Annotated in this window: 24 protein-coding genes; 10 read left to right on the top strand and 14 right to left on the bottom strand. The window is 59.0% G+C overall.

The features are described 5' to 3' along the window. The 5 genes from PXK07_RS16820 to PXK07_RS16800 form a co-directional block, all read right to left on the bottom strand. Window positions 1–730 (bottom strand): cache domain-containing protein (locus PXK07_RS16820; protein WP_274849508.1); only part of this gene is annotated, 730 nt, incomplete at its 3' end. Further along, entirely contained in the window at window positions 720–1,022 is a 303-nt protein-coding gene (locus tag PXK07_RS16815) for a hypothetical protein (RefSeq protein ID WP_274849507.1), read from the bottom strand. The genes PXK07_RS16815 and PXK07_RS16820, both read right to left, overlap by 11 nt. Window positions 1,023–1,269: 247 nt before the next feature. After that, window positions 1,270–1,521 (bottom strand): hypothetical protein, encoded by a 252-nt coding sequence (locus PXK07_RS16810; protein WP_274849506.1) that lies wholly within the window; start codon window positions 1,519–1,521, stop codon window positions 1,270–1,272. A 288-nt stretch (window positions 1,522–1,809) separates the two neighbouring features. After that, window positions 1,810–2,682 carry a ribokinase gene (locus PXK07_RS16805; RefSeq protein ID WP_274849505.1) on the bottom strand — a complete coding sequence of 291 codons (873 nt, stop codon included), beginning with the start codon at window positions 2,680–2,682 and terminating at the stop codon, window positions 1,810–1,812. A gap of 9 nt (window positions 2,683–2,691) precedes the next feature. Then, window positions 2,692–4,947 carry an NADP-dependent malic enzyme gene (locus PXK07_RS16800; protein WP_274849504.1) on the bottom strand — a complete coding sequence of 752 codons (2,256 nt, stop codon included), beginning with the start codon at window positions 4,945–4,947 and terminating at the stop codon, window positions 2,692–2,694. A 323-nt stretch (window positions 4,948–5,270) separates the two neighbouring features. On the opposite strand from PXK07_RS16800, the gene PXK07_RS16795 reads away from it, so the two are divergent. Together PXK07_RS16795 and mutS are read left to right on the top strand one after the other, a co-directional pair. Beyond that, entirely contained in the window at window positions 5,271–6,116 is an 846-nt protein-coding gene (locus tag PXK07_RS16795) for a flagellin N-terminal helical domain-containing protein (RefSeq protein WP_274849511.1), read from the top strand. A 99-nt stretch (window positions 6,117–6,215) separates the two neighbouring features. After that, window positions 6,216–8,849, top strand: a complete 2,634-nt coding sequence (gene mutS / locus PXK07_RS16790) for a DNA mismatch repair protein MutS (protein WP_274849503.1) — start codon at window positions 6,216–6,218, stop codon at window positions 8,847–8,849. Window positions 8,850–8,904: 55 nt separating this feature from the next. Here mutS and PXK07_RS16785 read toward each other — a convergent pair whose 3' ends face one another. Together PXK07_RS16785 and hrcA are read right to left on the bottom strand one after the other, a co-directional pair. Continuing rightward, complete coding sequence (locus PXK07_RS16785; RefSeq protein ID WP_274849502.1) at window positions 8,905–9,465, bottom strand: nucleotide exchange factor GrpE; 561 nt, start codon at window positions 9,463–9,465, stop codon at window positions 8,905–8,907. A 9-nt stretch (window positions 9,466–9,474) separates the two neighbouring features. Then, complete coding sequence (gene hrcA, locus PXK07_RS16780) at window positions 9,475–10,539, bottom strand: heat-inducible transcriptional repressor HrcA (protein WP_274849501.1); 1,065 nt, start codon at window positions 10,537–10,539, stop codon at window positions 9,475–9,477. A 142-nt stretch (window positions 10,540–10,681) separates the two neighbouring features. Between hrcA and rph the strand changes: the two genes are divergently transcribed. Genes rph through PXK07_RS16760 form a run of 4 tightly spaced genes read left to right on the top strand, consistent with a single transcriptional unit; the run spans window position 10,682 to window position 13,527 of the window. Continuing rightward, window positions 10,682–11,395 carry a ribonuclease PH gene (gene rph / locus PXK07_RS16775; protein ID WP_274849500.1) on the top strand — a complete coding sequence of 238 codons (714 nt, stop codon included), beginning with the start codon at window positions 10,682–10,684 and terminating at the stop codon, window positions 11,393–11,395. Then, window positions 11,392–12,006, top strand: coding sequence for an RdgB/HAM1 family non-canonical purine NTP pyrophosphatase (rdgB, locus tag PXK07_RS16770; protein WP_274849499.1), 615 nt, complete (start codon window positions 11,392–11,394; stop codon window positions 12,004–12,006). Before rph ends, rdgB begins: the two co-directional genes overlap by 4 nt. A gap of 8 nt (window positions 12,007–12,014) precedes the next feature. Next, window positions 12,015–13,169, top strand: coding sequence for a radical SAM family heme chaperone HemW (gene hemW / locus PXK07_RS16765; RefSeq protein WP_274849510.1), 1,155 nt, complete (start codon window positions 12,015–12,017; stop codon window positions 13,167–13,169). 4 nt (window positions 13,170–13,173) lie between these two features. Then, window positions 13,174–13,527, top strand: a complete 354-nt coding sequence (locus PXK07_RS16760; protein WP_274849498.1) for a YbaN family protein — start codon at window positions 13,174–13,176, stop codon at window positions 13,525–13,527. On the opposite strand, the gene PXK07_RS16755 is transcribed toward PXK07_RS16760, so the two are convergent. The 7 genes from PXK07_RS16755 to PXK07_RS16725 all read right to left on the bottom strand — a co-directional run bounded on the left by PXK07_RS16755 (window position 13,517) and on the right by PXK07_RS16725 (window position 20,944). Continuing rightward, window positions 13,517–14,413 carry a ParB/RepB/Spo0J family partition protein gene (locus tag PXK07_RS16755; RefSeq protein WP_274849497.1) on the bottom strand — a complete coding sequence of 299 codons (897 nt, stop codon included), beginning with the start codon at window positions 14,411–14,413 and terminating at the stop codon, window positions 13,517–13,519. The genes PXK07_RS16760 and PXK07_RS16755 overlap by 11 nt on opposite strands. A gap of 15 nt (window positions 14,414–14,428) precedes the next feature. Next, the gene (locus PXK07_RS16750) at window positions 14,429–15,238 is read right to left on the bottom strand and encodes a ParA family protein (protein WP_274849496.1); all 810 of its coding nucleotides are present in this window, start codon (window positions 15,236–15,238) and stop codon (window positions 14,429–14,431) included. Further along, entirely contained in the window at window positions 15,231–15,848 is a 618-nt protein-coding gene (gene rsmG / locus PXK07_RS16745; RefSeq protein WP_274849495.1) for a 16S rRNA (guanine(527)-N(7))-methyltransferase RsmG, read from the bottom strand. The genes PXK07_RS16750 and rsmG overlap by 8 nt, the downstream gene beginning before the upstream one ends. Further along, a complete protein-coding gene (mnmG, locus tag PXK07_RS16740) occupies window positions 15,845–17,719 on the bottom strand; it encodes a tRNA uridine-5-carboxymethylaminomethyl(34) synthesis enzyme MnmG (protein WP_274849494.1) in 1,875 nt (624 codons plus the stop codon). Before mnmG ends, rsmG begins: the two co-directional genes overlap by 4 nt. A 12-nt stretch (window positions 17,720–17,731) precedes the next feature. Continuing rightward, on the bottom strand, window positions 17,732–19,021 hold the full coding sequence (gene mnmE / locus PXK07_RS16735; protein ID WP_274849493.1) for a tRNA uridine-5-carboxymethylaminomethyl(34) synthesis GTPase MnmE: 1,290 nt from the start codon (window positions 19,019–19,021) through the stop codon (window positions 17,732–17,734). A gap of 30 nt (window positions 19,022–19,051) precedes the next feature. Then, entirely contained in the window at window positions 19,052–20,323 is a 1,272-nt protein-coding gene (gene rho / locus PXK07_RS16730; protein WP_274849492.1) for a transcription termination factor Rho, read from the bottom strand. 165 nt (window positions 20,324–20,488) lie between these two features. After that, complete coding sequence (locus PXK07_RS16725; protein ID WP_274849491.1) at window positions 20,489–20,944, bottom strand: CopD family protein; 456 nt, start codon at window positions 20,942–20,944, stop codon at window positions 20,489–20,491. A gap of 416 nt (window positions 20,945–21,360) precedes the next feature. Here PXK07_RS16725 and PXK07_RS16720 point away from each other — a divergent pair, with 416 nt between their 5' ends. The 4 genes from PXK07_RS16720 to dnaQ are packed head-to-tail and all read left to right on the top strand — an operon-like array spanning window position 21,361 to window position 24,107. After that, the gene (locus tag PXK07_RS16720) at window positions 21,361–21,960 is read left to right on the top strand and encodes a Maf family protein (protein ID WP_274849509.1); all 600 of its coding nucleotides are present in this window, start codon (window positions 21,361–21,363) and stop codon (window positions 21,958–21,960) included. Continuing rightward, window positions 21,957–22,790, top strand: a complete 834-nt coding sequence (locus PXK07_RS16715) for a shikimate dehydrogenase (protein WP_274849490.1) — start codon at window positions 21,957–21,959, stop codon at window positions 22,788–22,790. The genes PXK07_RS16720 and PXK07_RS16715 overlap by 4 nt, the downstream gene beginning before the upstream one ends. Beyond that, window positions 22,787–23,380, top strand: a complete 594-nt coding sequence (gene coaE, locus PXK07_RS16710; RefSeq protein ID WP_274849489.1) for a dephospho-CoA kinase — start codon at window positions 22,787–22,789, stop codon at window positions 23,378–23,380. Before PXK07_RS16715 ends, coaE begins: the two co-directional genes overlap by 4 nt. Further along, entirely contained in the window at window positions 23,373–24,107 is a 735-nt protein-coding gene (gene dnaQ / locus PXK07_RS16705; protein WP_274849488.1) for a DNA polymerase III subunit epsilon, read from the top strand. The genes coaE and dnaQ overlap by 8 nt, the downstream gene beginning before the upstream one ends. Window positions 24,108–24,144: the final 37 nt, after the last annotated feature.

Below are 24,144 nucleotides of genomic sequence, written 5' to 3'. Positions count from 1 at the left end.
GATGCGACAGGTCGTCCGAGGACTGGCTGATCTCGGCCGCGCCATTGCGGATGCTGGCGGCGGACTCGACCACCTGCACAACTGTAGCACTAAGATTATCAACCGTGCGATTGAAATCTGACCGGAGCTGTTCATATTCTTCGGAAAAGGCGCTGTCGATACGGGCGGTCAGGTCGCCGTTAGCCAGCATCGATAAACGGCTTGTCAGGGTCTGCACCACACGCGCCTGCGATGCCGCGTCGAGTTCTTTTTGCTTCGCTTCGCGGTCCCGATGCCGGATCAGAGATTGACGCAGAACATCCAGTGTACGCCCCATATTGCCGACCTCATCACGCCGCCCAATTCCCTTGATCTCGGTGTCTAGATCACCGTCCGCCATGGACTGCATCCGTCTCTTGAGCCGGTTGACCGGTTTGATGACGCTGCACGCAAGGAAATACGATACCACACACATGGCCGCCAAGCCGACAACCAGGGCAACCATGGCGAAATTGCGCATGACGGCAATATCAGCCTCGATATCAGCGACATAGGCACCGGTGCCGATGATCCATCCCCAGGGTTCGAACAGTTTCACGAAACCCATCTTGGCCTCTGGGATATCCGAGCCGGGTTTACTGAAGTGATAAATGACCGACCCAGCCCCGTATTGCTCTGCGACCTTTTTCATTTCCTGAAAGATTAGAACGCCGTTTACATCCTTGAAACCCGTTTGATCCTTACCTTTCATCTGCGGCGCAGTCGGATGAGCCAGCAGTGCCGAAACGCGGCAGCTCAACCGCAGTAATTCCGCGCGCCTGAGCATCGTCCAGCGTCAATGCCCCTCTTTGAACCTGTGCGTCGAGATCCGCCAGAATGCCGACCATGACGTCAGTGAGGCTATCGAGTTCATTTTCGCGCATCTCGTAGGCATTGTCCACGGCGCGGGATAGCAGCGCAAAGGTCAGAGCAGCGGCAAGAACAACGGCCAACCCGGCCATGGCATAGATACGGGTCGGCAACCGATAAAGAAAATTGGGCATGGCAAACGGATCCTTTCACTAGGTGCGATCACACGTGAAAACAATGCATAAGCATCAGCATGATGCGTGCGCAGCATTGGTACCCGTTTCCTAAGAATCCCTTAGGGCATCGGACATGTGTTGCGATTGATACGGAAAAACCGGTTTGCTGCACACCAAAGTATCAATACAGAACTCAATACGTTGAACATGCGCACAAATCGTGCGGCACATCCATGCCTGCCCTCACCATGGGACGAATCGCCGCTCAAATGCTGCCACGCCCCCCCCCGGCGCGCTGAACCTCGGGGATCGAGGCAACCGCCTGTGCAGTGGTCAGGGCAAGCTGCTGGCGCCCCTCGATTTCGGAGGAGATACGCGCTTCGAACTGATGCAGCTCGCGGTATGTCCCCTCCTCTGAAAGACGATTGAGGCCAAGAAACAGAGGCACGGTGACAATGGCAATGGCGATCAGCGAACTGACCAGAAGGGAAACAACAATTCGCATTCGAAGGGACATATCGGGCTCCTTTCCACCTGGGAAAGCAGTAGCCATAAACCCCTTAAACAATGCCGCACAAGGTTGAAGAAATATCGGGTTTTGAAAATCGCAGCGCAGAAGTACTTTTGGTATGCTTAAATTTTGGCCTTCCAAAAACTGTATGTTTTACAATGGTATGGCTTGATAATTGACCAGTACGATATTGTTCTGTCGGTGAAGACCTGCGTCACTATATCACCGTAAAATACAATAGGGCATGCCGCGCGCGCAGCCTTGTTGCGCGATTGCCAGCCAAAGAGGGCAAAGTCAGAAGCGCGCGTCCTGGACCTCTTTCAGGTCGGGAATGACATCGGCGGTGCCATGACGTGTCACCATCAGGGCCGCTGCGCGGGCGGCCTGGGCCATCGCCTGGGCCATCGGCATGCCGCGATCCAGACCGGCCAGCACATAACCGGTAAAAGTATCCCCTGCCCCGGTGGTATCAACCGGGGTCACGGGCAGCGCGGGGATGTCTTGCGTTGTTCCGCTTGGACCATGGACATGGCGAGCGCCCTTTGCGCCCAGGGTGACGATCACATCCGAAACGCCCAGCGCCTCGGGCGCGAGGCCCGTGGCTTCCTGAAGCTGGCGGGCTTCCACCTCGTTCATGAACAGGATGTCGAGATGGGGCAAAACCGCCTGCACGGCGTCGGCCTCAAAGGGGGCTGCAGCATAGGCGACCCGCAGGCCCAGATCACGCCCCATCTTGGCGGCCTCGACCTGCAGGTTGGTTTCATTCTGCATCACCAGAATATCCCCGGCAGAGGCAGAGGACAGCGCCTGTCCCAGCTGATCGGAATGGATCGCCCGGTTGGCGCCGGGAAACAGGATGATCTGGTTTTCCCCCGCCTGATCCACCGCGACGATGGCATGGCCGGTGGGGGTATCGATCTGCGCGATATGGCGGGTATCGACGCCATATTCCATCAACCTGTCCCGCGCCCAAATCCCTTCCGGCCCCACCGCACCGATATGGCAGACATGCGAGCCGGCGCGGGCGGCGGCGACGGACATATTCGCCCCCTTGCCGCCCAGGAACTGGGCAAAATCCGTAGCCGCCAGGGTCTCTCCGGCCTGCGGCAGATGCGGCAGGGTGTAGACCATATCGGCATTGATCGAGCCCAGGTTCCAGATCGCCATTATGCGCCCCTAGCCGATGTTGCAGGCGGCCAAGACCGCCATGTTCAACACGTCATTGGCGGTGGAGGTGGTGGAGCAGATCTGGATCGGCTTGTCGACGCCAGACAGGATCGGGCCAATCACAGTGGCGCCGCCCATCTCCTGCATCAGCTTGACCGAGATCGAGGCCGAGTGCCGCGCGGGCACCACCAGGATATTGGCCGGGCCGGACAGGCGCTGGAAAGGGTAGTTCTCCTGTGCCTTGGCGTTCAGGGCCACGTCCACGGTCATCTCGCCTTCGTATTCGAAATCGACGCCGCGCTTATCCAGAACGCCGGGGGCGATATGCATCTTCTCGGCGCGTTCCGATACCGGGTAGCCGAAGGTGGAGAAGCTGACAAAGGCCACGCGCGGCTCCAGCCCCATGTGGCGGGCGACCCCGGCGGCGCGCTCGGCAATGGTGGCCAGATCGTTTTCATCCGGCCATTCATGCACCAGCGTATCGCCGATCAGCACGATGCGACCTTTGTGGAGTAGAGCCGTCACGCCCGCGGCACCATGTTTGGCATCGGCGTCAAAGACGTGGTTGATCTGGTCCATGACGTGTGCGGATTTCCGGGTTGCCCCGGTAACCAGACCGTCGCCGTGACCATGCGCCAGCATCAGGGCCGAGAACACATGCCGGTCACGGCCCACCAGGCGGTGGATATCCTTGCGGTCAAAGCCCTTGCGCTGCAAGCGGTTGAACAGGAAATCCTTGTAGGTGTCGAAATGCTGGGTATTGGCGGCATTGACCACCTCCAGCTCGCGCACCGCATCGCCAAGGCCCGCGGTTTCCAGCTTGGCCTTCACATCGTCGGGGCGGCCCACCACCAGCGCCTTGCCAAAGCCGGAGCGCTGATAGGTGACGGCAGCGCGCAGCACGCGGGGATCGTCGCCTTCGGCAAAGATCATCCGCGACTGGGCCGAACGCGCGCGGGCATTCAGGCCGCGCAGGATCGAGGCGGTCGGATCCATGCGGCTCTTGAGGCTGATCTCATAGGCCTCCATGTCGATGATCGGGCGGCGTGCGGCGCCGGTGTCCATGCCCGCCTTGGCAACCGCAGGCGGGATCCGGTGGATCAGACGCGGATCAAAGGGCGTCGGAATGATATAGTCGCGACCAAAGCTGAGCGACTTGCCATAGGCCAGCGCCACCTCGTCCGGCACGTCTTCGCGCGCCAGCGCGGCCAGGGCGTGGGCGCAGGCGATCTTCATCTCGTCATTGATGGCGCGGGCGTTGATGTCGAGCGCGCCGCGGAACAGGTAGGGAAAGCCCAGAACGTTGTTCACCTGGTTGGGGTAGTCCGAGCGACCCGTGGCGACAATGGCATCGACGCGCACCTCATGGGCCTCTTCCGGGGTAATCTCGGGGTCCGGGTTGGCCATGGCGAAGATCACCGGATTGTCAGCCATCGACTTGACCATCTCCTGCGTCACCGCGCCCTTGACCGATACGCCCAGGAACACATCCGCGCCCTGCATGGCTTCCTCAAGAGTGCGCAGCTCGGTCTTCACCGCATGGGCCGATTTCCACTGGTTCATGCCTTCGGTGCGGCCCTGGTAGATCACGCCCTTGGTGTCGCAGACGATGCAGTTGTCATGGCGCGCGCCCATGGATTTCAACAGTTCGATACAGGCAATGCCGGCGGCCCCTGCCCCGTTGAGGACGATCTTCACATCCTCGATCTTCTTGCCAGAGATATGCAGCGCGTTGATCAGACCCGCTGCACAGATCACCGCGGTGCCGTGTTGGTCGTCGTGGAAGACGGGGATGTCCATCTCTTCCTTCAGGCGCTGCTCGATGATGAAACACTCGGGCGCCTTGATGTCTTCCAGGTTTATGCCGCCAAAGGTCGGACCCATCAGGCGCACCGCCTTGATGAATTCATCCGGGTCCTCGGTGTCCAATTCGATATCGATCGAGTTCACATCGGCAAAGCGTTTGAACAGGACCGATTTCCCTTCCATCACCGGTTTCGAGCCCAGCGCGCCAAGGTTCCCAAGGCCCAGAACCGCCGTCCCGTTGGAGATTACCGCCACCAGGTTGCCCTTGTTGGTGTAGTCATAGGCGGTTTCCGGGTTCTCGGCGATGGCCTCGCAGGGCACCGCAACTCCGGGCGAATAGGCCAGCGACAGATCCCGTTGCGTGGTCATCGGGACGGTCGCGTTGATCTCCCATTTGCCGGGGGTGGGCTCCAGGTGAAAGGCAAGCGCCTCTTCGTTGGTGATCTTCGCTTTGGGCATGGGCTGTCGGTGTCCTCTCCTAATCGGGCACAGTCATATCCCAGCCATGCGCGCCCCTCAATCCGAACCAGAAAGAAATCGCCCCCTAAAAAGCAATATTATTTCAAATAAAAGCCGATGGAGTCCGCCACATTGCTGACATGGTTTAGCCGTCTGGGGGCTGCATTTCGTTAATACTTATGAACAGCACCCATCAAACGGGTGGCGCCTGGGCCAAAAACCACGGGCCCGGGCAGCATATGTCAGAAGGGCATACCATCATTTCTGACCAACCACATCCGCTGCCGAAACTCGGCAGTCAGGGTAAACATGGGATGCGCAGTATGACGAGTATCAATACAAACAGCGGTGCCATGACGGCGCTGCAGATGTTGGGCGGCACCGTCGATCAGTATCAACAAGTGCAAGACAACGTCGCCACCGGGCGGGAAGTGAACAGCGCGAAGGACAATGCCGCAATCTGGGCGATTTCCCAGATCATGGAAAGCGACGCCGCTGCCTTCAACACCACCTCCAAGGTTCTCTCTCTGGGTGAAGCAACGGTGGCTGTCGCCGCGGTCGGCGCTGAGCGGATCGCCGAAACGGTGACAGAGATGAAAGAGCTGGCGATCATGGCCAGCAGCGGCTCGGTCGACTATGCAAAGATCGAAGCGCAGATGCAGCACAAAACCGATCAGATCAATTCGATCATCTCATCGACCCAGTTCAATGGGGTCAACTTGCTGAAGAGCGATGTCAACGGCAGTGGCGCCTCCAGCCTGTCAGTCGCCGCGTCGCTGGATCGCGATGGCTCGGGCGGGGTATCGCTGTCGATGATCGACGTGGATACAGCCGATTTTGAAGGCGATCCTGCCTTTGACATCAACGGTCGCAGCGCGATTACCGATCAAGCCAGTGCAATGGCCGCTTTGGGAGAGCTCGAAGGCTTCCTGCAATTTGCCGTCAACGGCGCTGCGGCGCTTGGCTCTTCGGCCAGCCGGATTGCCAGCCAGAACGAGACTGTCAGTAAGCTGGAGGATGCAACACGCATGGGTATTGGCGCGATGGTCGATGCCAATATGGAAGAGACCGCCGCGCGCCTGGTGGCATTGAACGTGCAAAAGCAACTGGGCACCGTCTCTCTGTCGATCGCGAACTACAGTCCTCAGTCGCTTGGGGTGCTGTTCTGACCGCCCTGGCCGCGGCCCCATAGCTGATCCACCGCTACCGGGTTTTCCTTGGACCGTCTGCATAGTAAATGTCGGGCGACTACTTCCGGGGGATCTTGCATGACCGTGACGCCCATGATGGCGCAGTATCTTGAGATTAAGGCAGCGCATCCCGATGCGTTGCTTTTTTATCGGATGGGCGACTTCTACGAGATGTTCTTTGAGGACGCGGTCAATGCCGCCGAAGCGCTGGACATCGCCCTGACCAAACGCGGCAAGCACGAAGGCGAAGACATCCCCATGTGCGGCGTTCCCGTGCATGCCGCCGAAGGCTACCTGCTGACCCTGATCCGCAAGGGCTTCCGCGTTGCCGTGGGCGAACAGCTGGAAAGCCCCGCCGAGGCCAAGAAACGCGGCTCCAAATCTGTGGTGAAACGCGATGTGGTGCGGCTGGTCACACCGGGTACGCTGACCGAGGATTCGCTGCTGGAGGCGCGGCGCCACAACTTCCTGGTCTCCTACTCTGAACTCAGGGACGAGGCGGCGTTGGCCTGGGCGGATATCTCAACCGGTGCGTTTCACGTGATGCCGATTGCCCGCGTGCGCCTGTCGCCGGAACTGGCACGGCTGGCGCCCTCCGAACTGATCGTCGCCGATGGTCCACCCTATGACGCCACCCGACCCTTGGCCGATGAATACAAGATCCCGCTGACCCCGCTCGGCAAGGCCAGCTTTGACAGCACTGCCGCCGAGAAACGCATCTGCGCCCTGTTCAACGTCGGCGCGCTGGATGGCTTTGGCACCTTCTCCCGCGCCGAGGTTTCGGCGATGGGCGCGCTGATCGACTATCTGGAAATCACCCAAAAGGGCAAACTGCCGCTGTTGCAGCCCCCGGTGCAGGAAGCGCAGGACCGGGTGGTGCAGATCGATGCCTCCACCCGCGCCAGCCTGGAGCTGACTCGCTCCCTGTCGGGGGGGCGTGCCGGATCGCTGTTGTCCGTCGTGGACCGGACCGTCACCCCCGGCGGTGCGCGGCTGCTGGAACAGCGCATGGCCAGCCCCTCGCGCAATCTGGATGTGATCGACGCACGTCTTGCGGCACTGGATTTTGCGGTGGAGGCGACGCAGCTGTCGCAAGATATTCGCGCCGCCCTGCGCAAGACTCCGGATCTGGATCGCGCCCTGTCCCGCCTTGCGCTGGAACGCGGCGGGCCGCGGGATCTGGCCGCCATTCGCAACGGGCTGATGCAGGCAGAAACCATTGCCCAGATGTGCGAGGGGCAAGACCTTCCCGATCTGATCGCAGGCGCGGTACGCGACCTTCTGGGATTTGACGACCTTCTGTCGCTGCTGGATGCGTCACTGGTGGCTGAACCGCCGCTGATGGCGCGCGACGGCGGGTTTATTGCGGCTGGCTATGATCCCGAGTTGGACGAGGCGCGCACCCTGCGCGACGAAGGCCGGTCGGTCATCGCCGGTATGCAGCAGAAATATGCCGAACACACCGGCATCGCCTCGCTTAAGATCAAGCACAACAATGTGCTGGGCTATTTCATCGAGACCACTGCGACCCATGCGGACAAGATGCTGTCGGCGCCCTTGTCGGAAACCTATATCCATCGTCAAACCACCGCAAATCAGGTGCGCTTCACCACGGTGGAGCTGAGCGAGATCGAGACCCGGATCCTCAATGCCGGCAACCGGGCGCTGGAGATCGAAAAGCGGCTCTATGAAAGGCTTTCTGGCGCCATTCTGGAAACAGCCGCGCGGCTCAATACCGCTGCCAAGGGGCTAGCGGAGCTGGATCTTGTCACCGCCCTGGCCGATCTCGCACGCGGTGAAAACTGGACCCGGCCGAAGGTGGACAACTCCCGTGCGTTTCACGTGGAGGGAGGGCGGCACCCGGTCGTGGAACAGGCGCTGCGCCAGCAGGGTGGTGACAGTTTCGTGGCCAATGATTGTGATCTGTCTGCAAGCGATGGCGCTGCAATCTGGTTGCTGACCGGTCCCAACATGGCCGGTAAGTCGACCTTCCTACGGCAGAACGCGCTGATCGCGCTGCTGGCGCAAATGGGCAGCTATGTGCCCGCCGAGGCCGCCCATATCGGCCTTGTCAGCCAGCTGTTCAGCCGCGTCGGCGCCTCCGACGATCTGGCGCGGGGCCGCTCGACCTTCATGGTGGAGATGGTGGAAACCGCCGCGATCCTGAACCAAGCCGATGACCGCGCGCTGGTGATCCTTGATGAGATCGGCCGCGGCACGGCGACCTATGACGGCCTCTCTATCGCCTGGGCGACGCTGGAACACCTGCATGAGGTGAATCGCTCCCGCGCGCTATTCGCAACCCACTATCACGAGCTGACACAGCTCGCGAACAAGCTGGAAGGCGTCGACAACGCCACCGTCACCGTGAAGGAATGGGAAGGCGAAGTGATCTTCCTGCACGAGGTCAAGAAAGGTGCGGCCGACCGGTCTTATGGTGTTCAGGTGGCGCAGCTGGCCGGCTTGCCGTCCTCGGTGGTGGCGCGAGCGCGGGACGTGCTCGACATGCTGGAACAAGGCAGCCGTGAAGGCGCGGGCGCCAAGATCCAGATCGACGATCTGCCGCTGTTTGCCGCCGCCCCGCCGCCGCAGCCAAAACCTGCTGCGGGCCCGTCACCGGTGGATGACCTCCTGAGCGACATTCACCCGGACGATCTGACCCCACGTGAAGCGCTGGAGGCGCTCTATCGCCTGAAGGACGCGGCCAAGTAAAAGAAAAGGCGACCCTGCGGGGCCGCCTTTTTCAATTCTATCCGTGAGATGCGCGTTACGCAGGGGTGGAGGATACCCCGACCTGCGCCGGACGCAGAAGGCGGTCGTGCAGCATGAACCCTTCGGCGGAAACCTGGATGATATCGCCGGCCTTGGTGCCGGGCACCGGGGCTTCGAACATGGCTTCGTGCACCTGCGGGTCGAACTTGTCACCCACCTGCGGCGAGACGATGCGGATGCCATGCTTTTCGAAGACACCCAGCAGCGCACGCATGGTCAGCTCGACACCTTCGATCAGGGCGGCAGAGACCTGCTTTTGCTCTTCGGTGGCGGATTCCACGGCGCGTTTCATGTTGTCAAAGACCGGCAGCATGTCGCGCGCCAGTTTCGACCCACCGTATTGTTCGGCCTCGCGGCGTGCCTTGTCGCCACGCTTGCGGGCGTTTTCCGCATCGGCCAAGGCGCGCATGAAACGGTCCTTGAACTCGTCCCGCTCGGCGCGCAGGGCGTCCAGTTCCAGTTCCGCGTCGTCAAATTCTTCGGTCTGGGCCGCCAGCTCTTCGGCCTCGGCATTCGCGATATCATCGAGAAAATCGTCGTTCTTGGGCTCTGCCATTTTTCACCTCTAACTCCGGTCTGACAGCAATTTGCCGACCAGTTGCGCCGTATAGTCCACGATGGGCACAATCCGTCCGTAGTTCAGGCGGGTCGGGCCAATCACCCCAACCGCACCAATCACCTTTCGATCCGCGTTCATATAGGGAGACACCACCAAAGAGGAACCCGAAAGTGAGAAAAGTTTGTTTTCCGAGCCAATAAAAATGCGCACGCCTTCGCCTTCCTCGGTGAGTTCGAGGAATTCGGCAATATCCTGCTTGCGCTCCAGATCGTCAAACAGGCTGCGGATCAGATCCAGCTCCTTGGTGGCGCCACCATCGGCCAGAAGATTCGCGCGCCCCCGCACGATCAGGCGGGCCTGATCGCTGTCGTTGTCTTCCCAGGCGGCCAGCCCGCTTTCGATCAGATCATGCGCCAGGTTGTCGATCTCCTGGCGGCGGGCTGTGATCTCTTCCTGCATGTCGCGGCGCACATCGCTAAGGGTGCGCCCCTCCACCAGGGCGTTGAGGAAGTTTGCTGCCTCGCGCATCGAGCTGGGCGTCTGGCCCGGCGGCGGTGTGAACAGGCGGTTTTCGACATGCCCATCGGAAAACACCAGAACCACCATGGCCCGGTCGTGCCCGAGCGAGACGAATTCGATATGGCGGATCTCAGCCTCGTGTTTCGGCGTCAGCACCAATGAGGCGCCCTGCGTCACACCAGAAAGCGCGGCACCAACGCGGTCCAGCATACCGCTGACATCGCCTGAGTTTCGCCCCAGCGTCGCGTCGATCTTTTCCCGGTCCTGGGCCTTCAGATCCTCGACCTCCAGCAGGCTGTCGACAAACATCCGCAGCCCCATCTGCGTCGGCACCCGGCCGGCGCTGATATGCGGACTATCGAGCAGGCCGAGGAATTCGAGATCCTGCATCACGTTGCGCACGGTCGCGGCGCTGACCTTCTCGCTCAAGGATCGGGTCAGGGTGCGGCTGCCGACGGGATCACCGCTTTCGAGATAGGATTGCACCACCGCCCGGAACACGTCCCGCGAGCGGTCGTTCATGTCTTTCAGGATGTCATTTGCATCTGTCATGAGCATTTCAGCGGCTGAACGCTATATAGATAGGAACCGGTTTCCGGATTGCCATTAAAGAGGCCTGCGCACAAAGGTCAATCGTGCTTGCATCCCGCGCACCCACAGGGCTATCCGAAGGCCAGCAACAAAAGGATACTCCATGCGACCCTCTGGACGACAGTTGAACGAGATGCGCCCGATTTCGATCGAAACCGGCTTCACCAAGCATGCCGAAGGCTCCTGCCTGATCAAGGTGGGCGACACTCATGTTCTGTGCACCGCCACCATCGAGGACCGCGTGCCGCCCTTCATCAAGGGATCGGGTCTGGGTTGGGTCACCGCCGAATACGGCATGCTGCCCCGCGCCACCAACACCCGGATGCGCCGGGAGGCTGCCGCCGGCAAACAGGGCGGGCGTACCGTCGAGATCCAGCGCCTGATTGGCCGTGCCCTGCGCGCCGGTGTGGATCGCGTGGCCCTGGGTGAGCGCCAGATCAGCATCGACTGCGATGTTCTGCAGGCCGATGGCGGCACCCGCTGCGCCTCGATCACCGGCGGCTGGGTCGCGCTGCGCCTGGCGGTGAACAAGCTGATGAAGGCGGGCGATGTCTCGATTGATCCGCTAATCGATCCTGTCGCGGCCGTGTCCTGCGGCATCTATGCCGGCCAGCCGGTGCTGGATCTTGACTACCCCGAAGATTCCGAGGCCGGCGTCGATGGCAACTTCATCATGACCGGGTCGGGCAAGCTGATCGAAGTGCAGATGTCCGCCGAAGGTTCGATGTTTTCGCGCGAGCAGATGAACAACCTGATGGATCTGGCCGCCCAGGGCACTGCCGAGCTGGCCGAGATGCAGAAGGCCGCCTGCGCATGACCCGCAAGTTCGAAGGTGAGCGGCTGCTGATCGCCACCCACAACAAGGGCAAGCTGGAGGAGATGGCGCATCTCCTCCAGCCCTATGGCGTTTCGGTAGTTGGTGCGGCCGACATGGACCTGCCGGAACCGGAGGAAACCGAGGACACCTTCGTCGGCAATGCCCGGATCAAGGCCCATGCGGCGGCCAAGGCAACCGGCCTCCCTGCCCTGTCGGATGACTCCGGCATCACCATCGATGCGCTGGATGGCGCGCCGGGCGTCTATACCGCCGATTGGGCAGAAACGGGCAATGGCCGCGATTTCATGAAGGCGATGACCCGCGCCCATGAAGAGCTGGAAGCCAAGAACGCGCCGCATCCCCGGCTTGCGCAGTTCCGCTGCACGCTGGTTCTGGCCTGGCCCGATGGCCATGACGAGGTGTTCGAGGGCGTGGCCCCCGGTCACCTGATCTGGCCGATCCGTGGCGCCGAGGGCTTTGGCTATGATCCGATGTTCGTGCCCGAAGGCCATGACGTGACCTTTGCCGAGATGGATCGCTGGGAGAAGAACAAGATCAGCCATCGCGGCGATGCGGTCGCAAAGTTCATCAAGGGCTGTTTCGGTGAATGACCGATCTGCTGGATGATTGGCGCAACGGGGGCTTTGGTCTTTACGTGCATTGGCCCTTTTGCCAGGCCAAATGCCCCTATTGCGACTTCAACAGCCATGTCACGGCTAATATTGATCAAAAACAATGGGTTAAATCCTATAACCAGGAACTTGCACGCACGCCCGAGGCGCTGCGCGGCCGGGTCCTGAACACGATCTTCTTTGGCGGCGGCACGCCATCCTTGATGCACCCGGATACGGTTGCGGCGGTGATCGAGGCCGCACGCGAAATCTGGCCCTTTGCCAATGACATCGAAATCTCGCTGGAAGCCAACCCGGGTTCTGTTGAGGCGGGCAGGTTTGCAGGCTATCGCGATGCCGGGGTCAACCGGATCTCCATGGGGATCCAGGCGCTCAATGATGAAGACCTCCGCCGCCTGGGCAGGATCCACTCTGTCGCGGAAGCCAGAGCTGCCTTTGATATCGCCCGGAGTTGTTTCGACCGTGTCAGTTTCGATCTGATCTATGCGCGCCAGGGCCAGACACCCCAGGACTGGGAGACAGAGCTGCAAACCGCCCTGTCGATGGCCATCGACCACCTGTCGCTGTACCAGCTGACCATCGAGGATGGCACCGCCTTTGGCGACCGTTATGCCCGTGGTAAGCTGCGCGATCTGCCCAGCGATGACAGCGCGGCCGATATGTATCAGCTAACGCAGGACATCTGTGCCGCTCATGGCATGCCCGCCTATGAGATCTCCAACCACGCCCGCCCCGGCGCTGAAAGCCGCCACAACCAGATCTACTGGCGCTACGGAGATTACCTTGGCATCGGTCCCGGCGCGCATGGGCGGATCACCATGGGCGGTATACGCTATGCCACCGAAACCTACCGCACCCCCGGTGCCTGGCTCGAGGCCGTTTCAAAGGGAACCGGGGAATCCTTGCGAGAAAGTCTGGACCATTCCGAAGCCGCTGCCGAACTTCTGATGATGGGTCTTCGGCTGGTGGAAGGTGTCGACCTGGATCGCTATGCTTCTGTGGCGCAGGCTCCGTTGGAGCAGGAACAACTCATCAACCTTGCCAACCTCGGTATGGTGACTATCTCTGATCGGAGACTTTGTGCAACGGATCAAGGGCGGCCAGTCCTGAACGCCATCCTGCGTGACCTATTGGTGGGCTAATCACATGCGCTACATTTATGCCGGGCTGGGATTGTTCTGCGTGGCGCTTGGCCTTTTGGGTGTTGTTCTGCCTCTGCTGCCAACTGTCCCCTTCCTTCTTCTTGCGACGTTCTTTTTTGCCAACTCGTCGGAGCGGCTGCACAATTGGATCATCTCCCACCCCACCTTTGGCCCCATGATCCTGGATTGGCGCGACAACGGGGCAATTCGCCCAACCGCAAAAAAGGCCGCAACCGGATCGATTGCCGCCGTTTTTCTATTGTCGCTCGTGATGGGTGCGCCGTCCCATGTGCTTGCCATTCAGGCCGTGGTTCTGTCCAGCGTCCTGATCTTTATCTGGACCCGGCCTAACGGCTAAGAAGATTGCACAGCTCATCCAGCTGATCGAGCGTCTCATAGCTGATCGTAACCGATCCGGTTTCCCCGCCCGGCTTGTGATCGATGGAAACTTTCATCCGCAACATAGCCGAAAGATCCCCCTCTAGCGCGCGGGTATCGGCATCCTTCTCAACATCCTTGCGCGGCTTCTTGGACGCCGTCGATGGTGTGGCGCCGGCCGCGTCCTTTTTCACCAATGTCTCGGTTGCGCGAACCGACAAGCCGCCCTTCACGATCTTTCTGGCCAGATCGGATGCGTTATCAGATGTGATCAAAGCCCGAGCATGCCCGGCGGACAGCTTGCGATCCTGAACAAGCTGCTGCACATCCTTGGGAAGATGCAGCAGGCGCACCAGGTTCGCAATATGGCTGCGGCTCTTCCCCAAGGCCTCTGCCATACGCTCCTGGGTATGGCCGAACTTTTCCATCAGCTGCTTGTAGCTCTGCGCCTCTTCCATCGCATTCAGATCAGAGCGCTGAATGTTCTCGATGATCGCAACTTCAAGCATCTCCAGATCGTCATAGTCCCGGATCAGGACCGGAACCTCGTGCAGTTGCGCGGCCTGTGCTGCCCGCCAGCGGCGTTCCCCGGCGACGATCTCATACATCCCACCATCACGGGGACGCACGATCAGCGGCTGCAGGACGCCCTTTTCCTTGATCGAAGCGGTCAGATCATCCAGGTCTTCCTGAAGAAACTGACGCCGTGGCTGATCGGGATTTGCCGTGACCTTTTCGATTGGAACCAGGATTTCGGCGTTTCTGGGCGCCTCTGCCTGGGTGCTCACAGGATCCGGATTTACATCCGCCATAAGTGCGGACAATCCTCGGCCCAGGCCGCGTGGCTTGTTCTTCTTTTCTGTCATTGTGCCCTCCCCGGTTTAAGCTGCAAGCTTTTGATGATTCGAAACAATTTCCTCTGCCAGTGCGCGATAGGCCCGCGCCCCTAGTGAATTCGTATCGTAGTTCAGTACCGGCAAAGCATAAGATGGCGCTTCGCTGACACGCACATTTCGCGGGATGACGGTTCTGAACACCAATTCACCCAGATTATCGCGCGCGTCCTGTTCAACCTGTTGAGACAGGTTGTTACGGCGATCATACATGGTTAACACGACACCCTCGATCCTTAGATCGGGGTTGGCAGCCTGGCGAACCTCGCGAATGGTCAGCATCAGTTGCGACACGCCTTCCAAGGCAAAGAACTCGCTTTGCAACGGGATCAAGACCGAATGCGCCGCGACCATGGCGTTGACTGTCAACAGGTTCAAAGACGGCGGGCAATCGATCAGGACATAGTCCCAATCATAGTCATCCATTGCCGTCTGCCGCAGCGCATCATGGAGGAGGAAACTGCGCTTTTCATTGGCAAAAAGCTCGATATCGGCCGAACTCAGGTCAACGGTGGCCGGAATGACGCAAAGATCTTCAATCTCAGTTGCCCGGATCACCTCAGACAACGGCGCATCATCGACCAACAAATCATAGGTGGTGTAGTCGCGATTTTCCGGTTCAATACCAAGCCCGGTAGAGGCATTGCCCTGCGGATCAAGATCCACCACCAGAACGCGCATCCCTGCTTCAACCAGCGCTGCTGCAAGGTTAATCGCTGTCGTTGTCTTTCCCACTCCGCCCTTTTGATTAGCGACCGCTATGATACGGGGCCCATCCGGGCGGGATAAGTCAGACACGAGCAACTCCCTTGATTTTCAGCACGACCGCGTCGGGTTCAGTTAAACTTGTAATAGGTTCCAAATCGAATCGCCATCGCTCTCGCGCGTTATCCACTTCTTTTTTCCAAGTCACCCCTTTCGGGAACAGCGAAACGCCCCCCGGCTTGAGATGACGTTCGGTGAATTCAAGCAGGATCGACAGATCAGCCAAAGCTCGTGCGGACAGGACATCCGCGTTTTGGGGGTCAGCGGCCTCGATTCGTTTAGAAATGACCTCAACTTTTGCACCACATTCGCGGGCTACAGTCCGAAGAAAGGCGGATTTTCGTTGATCTGATTCGATCAACGTCACGCGTGTTTGTGGCGATTCGTCTGCCGCTAGGATCGCGACGACCACCCCCGGAAACCCTCCCCCGCTTCCGATATCCACCCAATGATCGGGCGGCGTTGCACAGCGGAACACCTGGATCGAATCCACAAAGTGTCGCGTCCAAAGATCCTCCAGGCTACTTCGCGAAACCAGGTTGATCTTGGGGTTCCACTTTCGAATGGTGCTTTCGAAAACTTTCAGCCGGTCAATTGTTTCACGTGAAACATTCAGCTTACCCAGAAGATCCTCTGCACTCATGTTGCCGCGCTCCGACGACGGGGTTCCTTACGCAACCGTGCCAGCAGCAAAGCCAAGGCAGCCGGAGTCATCCCGTCCACCCGAGCCGCTTGTGCCAGGTTCTCCGGCTGTGTCTTTGTAAGCTTTTGCTGGAGTTCAGCAGATAGACCTTCGATCCCTGCATAAATGAACCCGCTCGGAATCAGATAGTCCTCGTCCCGCTTCAAAGCGGCTATTTCCCGCTTTTGGCGTTCGATGTAGTTTGCATAAAGCGCATCACGCTCTACCTGCCGACGGATCACGTCATCGCTGTTGTCCAACTCGGGGACCAGCGGAATAATGTCTTCGAACACCACGTCCGGAAAGGCCAGAACCTCCAATCCCGTGCGTTTGTTCCCATCCTGGTTGATCCGTATGCCAACAGCCGCAATCTGTTTCGGAGAAAAGGTTCTTCCGGTCAGTTGCTCCATCGCAACCTCCAACCTTTCGGCCTTTGACCCAAACAACCGCTTTCGCTCTTCCGACGCACAACCGAGTTCGATTGCCTTCGGAGTCAACCGCTGATCAGCGTTGTCTGCCCGAAGGGACAGGCGGAACTCGGCCCGGGATGTGAACATGCGATAGGGCTCGGTCACGCCATTTGTGGTCAGGTCATCGACCATGACGCCGATGTAGCTTTCGGATCTGCCAAAATGGACCGGCTCTTCTTCCTTTGATCTCCGCGCCGCATTCAAGCCTGCAACCAATCCCTGGGCAGCTGCCTCTTCGTAGCCTGTGGTACCATTGATCTGACCTGCCAAGAACAATCCCGGCACCGACTTCACCTCAAGACCAAGGGTTAAAGCACGCGGGTCGATGTAATCATACTCAATAGCATAGCCCGGCTGCAGGATCCGAGCGTTTTCCAGACCAAAGATCGACTGGACATAGTCCTCTTGCACGTCAACGGGCAAACTTGTGGATATACCATTGGGATACACCGTGTCATCTGACACGCCTTCCGGCTCCAAGAAGATCTGATGCGATGTCTTATCCGCAAACCGAACGATCTTGTCCTCAATCGATGGACAGTACCGCGGCCCAACCCCTTCGATATGTCCACCATACATCGCCGAGCGATCAAGGTTCTGTCGGATGATGTCGTGGGTTTTCTCGTTGGTATGTGTAATGCCGCAGGACACCTGGGCAGCATTCAGCTGCGTTGTCGTAAATGAAAAGAACGTCGGATCATCGTCACCGGGCTGACTTTCCAACTTACTCCAGTCGATTGTCTTTCCATCCAGTCGCGGTGGCGTGCCGGTTTTCAACCGTCCGAGAGGGAGTTCAAAACTGTCCAGACGCTCGGCAAGCTGGATTGATGGTTTATCACCCATGCGACCACCTGGTCGTGATACATCGCCGATATGGATTACACCGCGCAAAAATGTTCCAGAAGTCAAAATCACTGCAGATGAGGAAATCTCGCTGCCATCGGCGAGAACCACGCCATTGACGGCTTCTCCCTCCATCACAAAGTCAGTGACTTCCCCTTCGATGATATCCAGGTTATTCTGCTCTTCGGTGAGGCGCAGCATCTCTTTGCGGTAGATCGCCCGGTCAGATTGCGCTCGTGGCCCCTGCACGGCCGGACCTTTACGCCGATTCAGCAAGCGAAACTGAATACCTGCAAGATCGGCCACGCGACCCATCACGCCATCCATGGCATCAATTTCGCGCACAAGGTGGCCTTTTCCCAAGCCGCCGATGGCCGGGTTGCAGGACATCACACCAATGCCGTCTTTCCGCAACGTGATCAGAGCAGTTCTGACCCCCATGCGAGCAGCAGCGTGCGCGGCTTCGGTGCCTGCGTGTCCACCGCCAACAACAATCACATCGTAGTTCGAATGTTTCACGTGAAACACTCCTTACTTACCCAAACAGAAGCTGGAGAAAATCTCGTCCAGCAAGTTTTCGACACCCACGCGCCCAACCAACATCTCCAGCGCGCGGATCGCAGATCGCATATCCTCTGCCGCCAACTCATAGTGGTCCGGTCCCAGCTCCAGAACAGCTTGCGCCTGAGCTAGGCTTTCCAGCGCGGAAAACAACGTATCGCGATGACGATTTCGAGTGGCTACACCCACCTGCGATGATCGCTCTTTCAGTTCCGACAAGAGATGAGCAACCAAGGCATCAATCCCCTGCCCCGTTTTACCCGAGATCGATCCTTCTACCGACCCATCCCGTTGATCCGCCTTTGGTACCAGGCGAAGATCCCCTGGGCGCATTGCCACATCCAAGGTCTCTTCCGGCTCTGCCAGAAAAACCCTGATGTCGGCCTGCTCTGCTCTTTTCCGGGCCAAAGCGATACCAATGTTTTCGACGTGATCGTCCGTGTCGCGCAGACCAGCTGTATCAAGCAGTGTAACGGGAAGCCCGCCAAGATCCATTCGGACCTCAATAATATCCCGCGTTGTGCCGGCATATTCCGATGTGATGGCAGCGTCCCGACCGGAAAGCGCGTTCAGCAATGTCGACTTCCCAACGTTTGGTGCTCCGACAATCGCCACCTCAAAACCAGACCGGATTCGCTCAGCGATTTTCACACCGTTGACCTCTGCCTGCAGGTCCTTTTGAACAGCGGACAACAAGGCAGAGACTTCCGGAGTGACGTCAACCGGCACCTCCTCATCCGCGAAATCGATGGTGACTTCGATCAATGAGGCCGCGCGGATCAGATCTTTCCGCCAGCGTTCAGCCAACCTGCCCAATTCCCCGGACAGGACCAACTGCGCCTGTTTCCTTTGGGCTTCGGTTTCGGCGTCAATGAGATCCGCCAAGCCTTCCACCTGAGCCAGGTCCAATTGGCCGTTTTCCAGGGCTCGGCGGGTGAATTCCCCAGGCTCTGCCACGCGCAGACCGGCAATTCGCCCAAGCGTATCAAGCAGAGCGCTCACAACCGCCGTGCTGCCATGCACCTGAAGTTCGACAACATCTTCGCCGGTAAAGCTGTGCGGAGCCCGAAAGGTCAGTACCAGAGCCTCGTCCAGATGTTCACCGGAAAGATCGCGCAGACCGCGCAGACCACGGCCTGGCACTGCTACGGGAACCTTGCACAGCTGTTCGAGCGCGGACAAAGCATCCGGACCGGAAACCCGCACAACGGAGACTCCGGCCTTTCCCTGGGCAGAGGCCAAGGCAAAGATCGTATCCATGTCTGGCCTTCCTTTCTTTGAAACCTAATCTTAGGTGTTCATCGAGTCGAAGAACTCAGAGTTCGTCTTGGTCTGCTTCAGCTTGGACAGCAGGAACTCGATTGCGTCCGTTGTCCCCATCGGGTTCAAAATACGACGCAAAACAAAGGTCTTAGCCAGATCCGCCTTGTCAACCAGCAGGTCTTCCTTACGGGTGCCGGACTTGAGAATATCGATCGCCGGGAAGACGCGTTTATCGGCAATTTTGCGATCCAGAACCAGTTCGGAGTTACCCGTCCCTTTGAATTCTTCAAAGATAACTTCATCCATCCGGCTGCCGGTATCGATCAGCGCGGTTGCGATGATTGTCAGCGAGCCACCCTCTTCGATATTCCGGGCCGCACCGAAGAACCGTTTGGGCCGTTGCAGCGCGTTTGCATCCACACCACCGGTCAGAACCTTACCGGAAGACGGCACCACGGTGTTAAAGGCCCTACCAAGTCTAGTGATAGAATCGAGAAGAATAACAACATCTCGTTTATGTTCGACCAGGCGCTTGGCCTTTTCGATCACCATTTCCGAAACCGCCACGTGACGGGTTGCCGGTTCGTCAAAGGTGGAGGAGACGACCTCCCCCTTCACCGACCGCTGCATGTCGGTGACTTCTTCCGGGCGTTCATCGATCAGAAGGACGATCAGATAGCATTCCGGGTGATTTTTCTCGATCGAGTGGGCGATGTTCTGCAAGATCACAGTCTTACCGGTCCGCGGCGGCGCCACGATCAGCGAACGCTGGCCCTTACCGATCGGCGCAACCAGGTCGATCACGCGGGCGGATTTGTCCTTGATGGTGGGATCCTCGATCTCCATCTTCAGGCGCTCATCCGGGTAAAGCGGCGTCAGGTTGTCGAATGCGATCTTGTGACGGGCCTTTTCCGGCTCTTCGAAGTTGATCTTCGTCACGTTTGTCAGGGCAAAATACCGCTCGTTTTCCAGCGGCGCCTTGATCTGACCTTCGACCGTATCGCCGGTGCGCAAGGAATACTGGCGGATCATGTCGGGCGAGACATAGATATCGTCCGGACCCGGCAGGTAGTTCGCCTCGGGTGAACGCAGGAAGCCAAAGCCGTCCTGCAGCACCTCAAGAACACCGTCACCGCCGATATCCCAGCCTTCATCCGCGCGTTCGCGCAGGATCTGGAACATCATCTCGCCCTTGCGCATGGTCGAGGCGTTTTCGATCTCCAACTCTTCCGCCATGGCCAGCAGGGCTTTGGGGCTCTTGGCTTTGAGGTCGGACAGGTTGAGGGCTTGATTGGTCATCAGAATAAACCTTCTCTTCCCCTTTGGGCGGGGAAAGCAGTCATATTGAATACGGAAGACACGAGTGCCCGGACGGGCCCGTTTGGACCCTCTCATAAGCGGAACATCCAGATGAGTCAAACATCGCGTCTACGGGCCGCTCCGACGCTGTCAGAGGGGTCGTGATCAGAACTTGAAGATCACAGAGACCACGATGACGATCATGAACAGGGTGGGCACCTCATTCATCATCCGGAACTGGCGACCGGTCAGCTGATTGCGATCCTCTTCGAAGATACGGATCTGCCGTTTCAGCCACATGTGATAGAGGGTCATGCCGATGACGCTGATCCCCTTGGTCCAGGGCCAGACAGAGGACCAGTCGACAAATCCCGGTGTGAAGACAATGAACAGACCGGCGACCCAGGCGGTGTGCATGGCCGGGCTCATGATCACTTTCATCAGCTTGCGTTCCATGGTCAGAAAGATCGGAATGGCATCCTGAACCTTCTCAGCCTCTTCCACGTGATAGACAAACAGACGTGGCAGATAGAACAGACCCGCCATCCAGCTGAGCACCGCCATGATGTGCAGCGACTTGGCATAGGGGTAGAGGACATACATCCAGTCTGTCAGGGTCATGGGTTCTCTCTTTCCTGCTCTCTCGTGGGGCACCCTAAAATAATAAAGAAAGATTTAAAGGATGATGTTTTTGTAGGGCATAGGGATTTCCGTGGATACTTCAGTCCTTCCCATGCCTATCCCCAGCGTGGACAACTTGCCATGCGGCACAGGGTGAAAATGGTGAATAAACCCTTAAGGGCCTTTGTTTCATGTGTTCTTAACGAGTTGTTAACCGAGGTAAACATGGGGATAACCCCGGGATCATTTGCGGGAGTCTCAGATATCCCCATGCGCGGAGTTATCCCAATCCACGCGGGACGAATCGCGGTACAGTCGGGATGAAATCTACACTTCGTCTGTGGGCTTGCCAAACCGGGGGAAAACCATACAAAACATGCCAATACTGCGAACCTATTACCCACGGGGTTTTCCACATGACTGCCCACATAGTGCTGGCGTCCGGGTCCGAGATCAGGGCGCACCTTCTCCGTCAGGCCGCCATTCCGTTTGATTGCGATGTGCCGCGTCTGGATGAAGACAGCATCAAGGCCGCGCTTCTGGCCGAAGGGGCACCGCCGCGCGATATCGCTGATGCCCTGGCCGAAGCAAAGGCGCGCAAAATCAGCGGCAAACACCCCGGCCGCATGGTGATTGGCTGCGATCAGGTGCTGGATTTCCAGGGGCGCCTGCTGTCCAAGCCAAAAACTCCCGAAGAGGCGCTGTCTCAGCTTAGCGACATGCGCGGGCATCGTCATATGCTTTTGTCCGCGGCGGTGATCTACCGCGATGGAGAGCCCCTGTGGCGTCACGTTGGACAGGTGCGGCTGTTGATGCGCAAGGCCTCAGATGCCTATCTGCAGGACTATGTGACGCGTAACTGGGACAGCATCCGTCACGCCGTCGGCGCCTACAAGCTGGAAGAAGAAGGCGTGCGCCTCTTTGCCAGTATCGAGGGAAGCTATTTTAACGTTTTGGGATTACCGCTGACTGAACTTATAAACTACCTGGGACTGCAGGGAGTTATCGATCAATGAGCGACAGGAAGATACCGCTGGCCGGGGTCATTGGCTGCCCGGTGGCCCATTCACGCTCTCCTCAGATCCAGAACCACTGGCTGAAAACCTACGAGATCGCAGGCTATTACGTGCCCATGCATGTAGAGCCGCAAGATCTGGAGACGGTCATCCGTTCCCTCCCCAAGGCGGGGTTTGTCGGGGCGAATGTCACCATCCCGCATAAGGAAGCGGTCATGCAGATCGCGGATAAGGTGACGGATCGCGCAACCCTGATGGGGGCTGCCAATACGCTGATCTTCCGCGAAGACGGATCCGTCCTGGCCGACAATACCGATGGTTACGGCTTCATTACCAATCTCCATCAAGGTGCGCCCGATTGGAAACCCAATGGCGGCCCCGCTCTGGTGCTGGGTGCCGGCGGTGCATGTCGCGCTGTGATTGCTTCTTTGGTTGAAGCCGGCGTGCCGGAAATCATGCTGTCCAACCGCACCCGCGAACGGGCGGATCAGCTCCGCAAGGAGTTTGGCAAGCGCATCCAGGTTATCGACTGGGTCAAGGCTGGCAATGCGGTGGAGGACGCCTCTTTGGTGGTCAACGCCACATCACTGGGCATGGAGGGCAAACGCCCCCTGCGGGTGCCGATGGACGGGCTGCAGACCAGCTGCGTGGTGACGGATCTTGTCTACACGCCGCTCAAGACAGATCTAATCCAGGCCGGCGAGGATGCCGGCTGCACCGTTGTCGATGGGCTGGGCATGCTGCTGCATCAGGCGGTTCCCGGATTTGAACGCTGGTTCGGACAGCGGCCCAAGGTGGATGAGGCAACCCGCGCGGCGGCGCTGGCATGAGGTTTTCTCTGGGTCTGACCGGCTCCATCGGCATGGGCAAAAGCACCACGGCAAAGATTTTTGCCGAGCTTGGCTGTGCGGTCTGGGATGCGGATGCGGCGGTACACCGTCTTTATGGTACCGGCGGTGCGGCAGTTGCGCCGATGGCTGAAGCCTTTCCCGAGGCAATCAAAGATGGCGTGGTGGACCGTGGCGCGCTGAAAGAGATCATCTCTCGCGACCCCTCGGCCCTATCCATCATTGAGAAAATCGTGCACCCCTTGGTGGCCGAGGACCGTGCAGAATTCCGTCGTCAGGCAGACAGCGACATCCTTGTCTTTGATATTCCGCTGCTTTTCGAAACGGGTGGCGAGGCAGCGATGGATGCGGTCGCCTGCGTTTGGGTGGATGGAGAGACGCAGAAACAGAGGGTTCTGGATCGCGGCACCATGACGGTTGAGCAATTCACCCAGATCCTGCAAAAGCAGATGTCAATCGAAGACAAACGCGCCCGCGCCGATTACGTGATCGAGACCGACACGATGGAGCACGCCCGTGCGCAGGTGGAAGAGATCCTGAAGGATATCAGGGGAAAGATGGCAGATGCGTGAGATCGTTCTGGATACCGAAACCACGGGCTTTGATCCCTTTTCCGGCGATCGCATCGTCGAGATCGGTGCGGTGGAACTGTATAACCACATGCCTACCGGCAAGACCTACCACGAATACATCAACCCCGAACGCGACATGCCGGAAGAGGCCTTCGGCGTGCATGGTATCGGTCCCGATCTGCTGAGCCCGCCGCAGCCCCCTGCCCCCGGTGCCGTGACTCTGCGCGACAAGCCAGTTTTTGCCAAGATCGGCCAGAGCTTCCTCGATTTCGTCGGCGACGCGCGGCTGGTGATTCACAACGCCAGCTTTGACATGAAGTTTCTCAACGCCGAACTGGGCTGGATGAACCTGCCGCAGCTGCCGATGGATCAGGCGATTGATACGCTGGCCATGGCGCGCAAACGCTTCCCAGGCTCGCCGGCCACGCTGGATGCGCTCTGCCGCCGGTTCAATATCGACAACTCGAACCGGACCTTGCACGGCGCGCTTCTGGACTCGGAAATCCTGGCCGAGGTCTATCTTGAGCTCATCGGCGGTCGGCAGCCGGATTTTGCGCTTTCGACCGGTGGACAAGGTGCAGATGGCGCTACTGCCCAATCGGATTGGCGCCCGACCCCGCGCCCGACCCCCCTGCCCGCGCGGCTGACGGCCGAGGAAAAAGAGGCCCATGACGCCTTTGTGGAGAAACTGGGCGACGGGGCACTTTGGGCGACGGGGCAATCCTAAACCGCCGGTTCGGGCAAAGAAAAACGCTGCCGGCATG

The sequence above is a fragment of the Phaeobacter sp. QD34_24 genome, assembly GCF_028890115.1.
GTDB lineage: Bacteria > Pseudomonadota > Alphaproteobacteria > Rhodobacterales > Rhodobacteraceae > Phycobacter.
Note: the sequence above shows the minus strand (reverse complement) of the source record. Positions and strands in the feature narration are given on the sequence as shown.

What these genes read in the sequence shown, in the direction of transcription:
- PXK07_RS16805 (WP_274849505.1), bottom strand. Translation starts at nt 2,682, where the DNA reads ATGGCGATCTGGAACCTGGGCTCGATCAATGCCGATATGGTCTACACC.
- PXK07_RS16815 (WP_274849507.1), bottom strand. Translation starts at nt 1,022, where the DNA reads ATGCCCAATTTTCTTTATCGGTTGCCGACCCGTATCTATGCCATGGCC.
- mutS (WP_274849503.1), top strand. Translation starts at nt 6,216, where the DNA reads ATGACCGTGACGCCCATGATGGCGCAGTATCTTGAGATTAAGGCAGCG.
- PXK07_RS16810 (WP_274849506.1), bottom strand. Translation starts at nt 1,521, where the DNA reads ATGTCCCTTCGAATGCGAATTGTTGTTTCCCTTCTGGTCAGTTCGCTG.
- PXK07_RS16785 (WP_274849502.1), bottom strand. Translation starts at nt 9,465, where the DNA reads ATGGCAGAGCCCAAGAACGACGATTTTCTCGATGATATCGCGAATGCC.
- PXK07_RS16795 (WP_274849511.1), top strand. Translation starts at nt 5,271, where the DNA reads ATGACGAGTATCAATACAAACAGCGGTGCCATGACGGCGCTGCAGATG.
- dnaQ (WP_274849488.1), top strand. Translation starts at nt 23,373, where the DNA reads ATGCGTGAGATCGTTCTGGATACCGAAACCACGGGCTTTGATCCCTTT.
- rho (WP_274849492.1), bottom strand. Translation starts at nt 20,323, where the DNA reads ATGACCAATCAAGCCCTCAACCTGTCCGACCTCAAAGCCAAGAGCCCC.
- coaE (WP_274849489.1), top strand. Translation starts at nt 22,787, where the DNA reads ATGAGGTTTTCTCTGGGTCTGACCGGCTCCATCGGCATGGGCAAAAGC.
- PXK07_RS16725 (WP_274849491.1), bottom strand. Translation starts at nt 20,944, where the DNA reads ATGACCCTGACAGACTGGATGTATGTCCTCTACCCCTATGCCAAGTCG.
- mnmE (WP_274849493.1), bottom strand. Translation starts at nt 19,021, where the DNA reads ATGGATACGATCTTTGCCTTGGCCTCTGCCCAGGGAAAGGCCGGAGTC.
- rph (WP_274849500.1), top strand. Translation starts at nt 10,682, where the DNA reads ATGCGACCCTCTGGACGACAGTTGAACGAGATGCGCCCGATTTCGATC.
- rsmG (WP_274849495.1), bottom strand. Translation starts at nt 15,848, where the DNA reads ATGAGTGCAGAGGATCTTCTGGGTAAGCTGAATGTTTCACGTGAAACA.
- PXK07_RS16720 (WP_274849509.1), top strand. Translation starts at nt 21,361, where the DNA reads ATGACTGCCCACATAGTGCTGGCGTCCGGGTCCGAGATCAGGGCGCAC.
- PXK07_RS16715 (WP_274849490.1), top strand. Translation starts at nt 21,957, where the DNA reads ATGAGCGACAGGAAGATACCGCTGGCCGGGGTCATTGGCTGCCCGGTG.
- PXK07_RS16800 (WP_274849504.1), bottom strand. Translation starts at nt 4,947, where the DNA reads ATGCCCAAAGCGAAGATCACCAACGAAGAGGCGCTTGCCTTTCACCTG.
- rdgB (WP_274849499.1), top strand. Translation starts at nt 11,392, where the DNA reads ATGACCCGCAAGTTCGAAGGTGAGCGGCTGCTGATCGCCACCCACAAC.
- PXK07_RS16760 (WP_274849498.1), top strand. Translation starts at nt 13,174, where the DNA reads ATGCGCTACATTTATGCCGGGCTGGGATTGTTCTGCGTGGCGCTTGGC.
- PXK07_RS16755 (WP_274849497.1), bottom strand. Translation starts at nt 14,413, where the DNA reads ATGACAGAAAAGAAGAACAAGCCACGCGGCCTGGGCCGAGGATTGTCC.
- hrcA (WP_274849501.1), bottom strand. Translation starts at nt 10,539, where the DNA reads ATGACAGATGCAAATGACATCCTGAAAGACATGAACGACCGCTCGCGG.